This window comes from Thermodesulfovibrionales bacterium (genome assembly GCA_035622735.1).
Taxonomy (GTDB): domain Bacteria; phylum Nitrospirota; class Thermodesulfovibrionia; order Thermodesulfovibrionales; family UBA9159; genus DASPUT01.
This window is the reverse complement of the sequence record DASPUT010000003.1, coordinates 1-5,011: the sequence shown is the minus strand read 5'-3', so window position 1 is coordinate 5,011 and position 5,011 is coordinate 1. Positions and strand designations below refer to the sequence as shown.

2 protein-coding genes are annotated in these 5,011 nt (G+C 54.6%); one reads left to right on the top strand and one right to left on the bottom strand.

What is annotated here, in order from left to right:
- A partial coding sequence (gene purL, locus VEI96_00075) for a phosphoribosylformylglycinamidine synthase (protein HXX56375.1) occupies nucleotides 1–2,561 on the top strand: 2,561 nt, incomplete at its 5' end.
- 100 nt (nucleotides 2,562–2,661) lie between these two features.
- Here purL and VEI96_00070 read toward each other — a convergent pair.
- Nucleotides 2,662–4,917, bottom strand: coding sequence for a tetratricopeptide repeat protein (locus VEI96_00070; GenBank protein ID HXX56374.1), 2,256 nt, complete (start codon nucleotides 4,915–4,917; stop codon nucleotides 2,662–2,664).
- Between the last annotated feature and the right edge of the window lie 94 nt (nucleotides 4,918–5,011).

Here is a 5,011-nt window from a genome sequence, read left to right as displayed (position 1 = left end):
GCATCGGGATGGGGGGCGGCGCTGCGTCGAGTATGATACAGGGACAGAACATCGCCGAACTCGATTTCAACGCGGTGCAGCGCGGCGATGCCGAGATGGAACAGAAGATGAACCGCGTCATCAGGGCATGCGTCGAGATGGGAGAAGGAAACCCGATAATCAGTATCCACGATCAGGGCGCAGGCGGAAACTGCAACGTCGTCAAGGAGATCATCTATCCGGCGGGGGCGAGGATAGAAGTGCGAAAGATACAACTCGGGGACAACACGCTTTCTGTCCTCGAGATATGGGGCGCGGAATATCAGGAACAGAACGCCCTTCTCATAAATCCTGACAGGGCGGAGGAGTTTCTCGATCTTTGCGAGAGGGAGAAGGTGCCCTGCGCGTTCATCGGCGAGATTACCGGTGACGGCTCTATTGTCCTTCATGACGATTCGGACGGCACCACTCCCGTTAATCTCCCTCTCGACAAAATCCTCGGGGACATGCCGAGGAAGACCTTCTCATTCGAAAGGGTAAAGCGGGAACTCAGACCCCTGGAACTCCCTGAGGAACTCTCGGTGAGGGAAGCCCTCGGCCGGGTCCTCCGGCTCGTCTCCGTCGGTTCGAAGAATTTCCTCGTGAACAAGGTCGACAGGAGCGTTACCGGCCTCATAGCCCGGCAGCAGTGCAGCGGCCCTCTTCATCTCACGGTATCGAACGTCGCGGCCGTAGCCCAGAGCCACTTCGGCCTGACCGGTGCTGTTCTTTCGATAGGGGAGCAGCCGATAAAAGGACTGATAAGCCCTGCCGCAATGGCTCGGATGAGCGTCGGCGAGGCGATGACGAACATCGTCTGGGCAAGGATACATACGGTTGAGGACATTAAATGCTCGGGGAACTGGATGTGGGCGTCGAAACTTCCGGGCGAGGGAGCAGACCTTTACGATGCCGCTGTGGCGATGCGCGATATCATGGTCGAATTAGGCATTGCAATCGACGGCGGCAAGGATAGTCTTTCGATGGCGGCAAGGGTTACAGATTCGGCCGGGAGGATAGAGACCGTCAAGTCGCCGGGCACCCTCGTGATTTCAGCCTACGCGACTTGTCCTGACATTACGAAAATCATAACGCCCGATGTGAAGCGGCCGGGAAGGAGCAAGCTCCTCTTCATCGACTTCGGGAACGGGAAGAACCGCCTGGGTGGCTCTGCCCTAGCGCACTGCTACGGCCAGGTCGGAGATGAATCTCCTGATGTCGATGATCCCGGACTATTGAAGAAGAGTTTCAGCGCGATACAGGAGCTTATTTCTGAAGACTTGATCTTAGCAGGCCATGACAGAAGCGACGGGGGCCTCATCACAACCCTGCTCGAAATGGCCTTTGCAGGGAACTGCGGCATCAGCGTGAATCTCCCGTCGAGGACGGATGTCCTGTCGACACTCTTTTCAGAGGAACTCGGAGTGGTGCTCGAATACTCGTCCGAACATGAATCGACGGTAACGAAACTCCTCGAGGAGAGAGGAATACCTTTCCAGGTTATCGGCGAAACAATCACGGACAAGGAAATCCGGATTAAGGTGAACAACCGGACCATAATGAGCGAAGATATGAGGATTCTCAGAGGAATCTGGGAAGAGACGAGTTACCGCCTCGATAGATTCCAGAGAAACCCTGATTTCGTTGAAGAAGAACGAAATAATCATTTCGACAGGAAGTGCCCTCCTTTCGCTCTCTCTTTCGTGCCTGAAGCGACTTCGCAGGGAGCAATGAAGAGGACTGATAAGCCTAAGGTGGCGATTATCCGCGAAGAGGGGAGCAACGGCGACAGGGAGATGACCTCGGCCTTCTTCATGGCCGGCTTCGAGGTGTGGGATGTTACGATGACCGATTTCCTCAGGAAGGCGGTCAGACTCGATGATTTCAGGGGCGTCGCTTTCGTCGGCGGTTTCAGTTATGCCGACGTCATGGACTCGGCGAAAGGCTGGTCAGCAGTCATACGCTTTAACAGGGATATCTACGAAGAGTTCCAGAAATTTTACGGCAGGGAAGATACATTCAGTCTCGGTGTCTGTAACGGCTGTCAACTCATGGCCCTCCTCGGCTGGGTACCGTGGCGGGGGATCGACGACAGCTTCCAGCCGAGGTTTATCCATAACCGATCGGGCCGGTTCGAATCGCGGTTCAGCGCCGTAAAGATACTGCCGAGCCCGTCTCTCCTTCTCAAAGGGATGGAAGGTTCGACCCTCGGAATATGGGTGGCCCACGGAGAGGGAATGGCGTATTTTCCAAAGAAAGAGATCATGCTCGATGTACTCGATAGGGGAATGGCGCCTGTGAGGTACGTTGATGATTCGGGTGAGATTACCGAATCGTACCCCTTCAATCCGAACGGTTCGCCTCAGGGGATCGCATCCCTCTGCTCGGCAGACGGCAGACACCTCGCGATCATGCCCCATCCGGAGAGGACGTTCCTCACATGGCAGTGGCCATGGATGCCTGAAGACTGGAAGAAGAACCTCAAGGCATCACCCTGGCTCAGGATGTTCCAGAACGCCCGGGAATGGTGTGAGAAGAGATAGTTGCTGACGGTCACCTGCCGAAGATAAATTCCGGAGCGGTTCCGTTCATCGATCTGAAGAGCCTCGAAAAGGAGTGATATACCCCTCACCCATCAGACCGTTACTGCCGGTTCATGAGGGCCTGCATCTTTTCCGGCAGTTTATACCTCCGGAGCTCTGACAGGTACTGCTGGACCTTTTCCCTGTCTCCTTTTAGGTAGTACGCCCGCGCCTTGCTGAAGGGGACCATATAATCTTCCAGGCCCCGCTCTTCAGCTTTTTTGTAGAAATCATCGGCCTCCCGTTCCCTGCCGAGGACGATAAGCACGTTCCCCATCGTGAGGTAGGGTTGGTAGAAAGGCGGGGATTTCGCGACCGCCTTCTCCGCTAAGTTCAGGGCCTCCCCGGGGTTTGCCTTCTTTATGAGGAGAAGGTCTGCCATGTCCGAAAGCGCGAGGACATTATAGGGGTCGAGGAAAAGGGCCTTATGGAAGTATTCCTCAGCCTGAGACAGATCCCTCTTGCCCATGTACGAAGCTCCCGCCCCGTAGTATGCCGCGGAGAAACTCGGGTCAACGGATAACGCCTTTTGATAACTCTTGATCGCCTCGTCCCACTGCCCCCTCATACGATAGGCGTCACCCATCAGGGTATAGACGACGACCTTGTCGATGCCCTTCGTCTTTCCAACGACCTCGCGATAATCCCTGAGGGCGCCTTCCGTATCATCGTTCAGCGCTTTATAAAATCCTGCGAGGATCTGCGTCCTATTTGTTTCGACGTTCTTTGTGAGCCTTTCAATAACCGCTCTTGCATGTTTCAGGTCGCCCCTGAAGAGGTAGAGCATACCGAGGCTGTAAGCGGAATCGTTAAAGAAGTGCACGTTTCTGTCGCGATAGCTTACCGTTGCCGCTTCCTCGTAATATTTTGCCGCATCGTCGAGGTCCGACAATTTCATGTAGGCGTTCCCCAGGGCAACCATCGCCCTGACATTCGAGGGACTCTTCTTCAGCGTGTCGTCCCAGAGCGTCACGGCATCCTCCCATACCATGTTCCTCTTTATCGTCAAGCCCCCCAGGATGATGCTGAGGATTATCGCGACCGCCCACGTCCCTCTCCCATGAATCCTGCTTTTCATCGAAAGCAGCACCTGGCCGATGATGCCGATAAGAAGCCCCGCCACGGGAAGATAGTTCCTGTGCTCGAAGTAAAGGTCCGATCCTATCGCGAGGAAGCTTTCGAGAGATATCGCGATGAGATACCAGAGGATGCCGAAAGAGATGAAGGGGAGGCGCTTCACACCCCAGAGTGAAAACGTCAGGAGCCCGACGAGGAGGAGAAGGGAAAAGAGGGTCGTCAAAGGTACTATGATTCCACTCGAAACAGGGAACCCCCACCAGTCGAAGACGAGGAATTGCGGGAGAGGCACGAAGAGGATAAGGAGATAACGGGAGATGACCCTGAACTCCGTGAGGATATGCTGGAGCGGCGACCAGTAGACGTCTACCGCGGTCCATCCAGCCTCGGCAAGCGGCTTATTGGAGTCCAGGAGGAGCCTCCCTATCTCGAGGAACCTGACATGGAACCTCAGAAAATACGATGCGAGGCCGATCACGACCAACCCGATGCAGGCCATCAGGAAGAGTTTCTTCATGAAGAGCGGACGGTTGGATCTCGAGATGAAGAAAAAGTCATAGAGGATTATGAGAGGCACGGCGAGCACCGCGTTTTCCTTCGAAAAGATCCCGAGCGCGAGAGAAAGGCAGCTGAGTGAATAGAATACGACCGAAGTGAACCTGCTCGCGGCAAGCGAAGCCCGGATGTAGGAAAGGAGCGCAAGAAGGACGAAGAGCGCTGCGAGGGATGCCATCCTCTGGGCGATATAGGCAACGGCATTGATATTGATCGGATGCAGGGCAAAGATCGCACCGCTGATGAGAGCCACGGCAAAGGCCTGATCCGTGAATCCGCCGGAAGCGTAGTCCCTCTCTCTTTCTGAGTTGCCCGGCCGCTGCCCGATTCCTCGATAGAGCAAAACTGTTTTATAGGCGAGAAAATAAACGAGGGCCGTGTTGAGAACGTGGATAAGAATATTGACCACCCTGAAACTCACAGGGCTGAAGGGTGCGATCATCTGGTTCAGGAGAAAAGTGAAGTAGGTGACCTTCCTGAAATCCATGAGGTCTCGGAAATCTTTGATACCGACAGGCTTGTTCGCGACGATGTCATCCATCGCCCACGTCCCGTTGAGGGAGTTGAGATAAGCCAAGACTATCGCAGCGGCGAGAAAACCAAGGGCGAGGAGATGGCTCGTGGTAATACTCTTGCCACGAGACGCTTGGGGCTCAGATAATAGTTTCTTCTTTTTCTTTGCCAAGGGTACCTACGCTTCCTATTCGCGGAAAAATTTCTTCATCTTCGTAGAAAAGAACTCCCTGTTCCAGATGGGCGTCATTATGCTGTAAAGATAT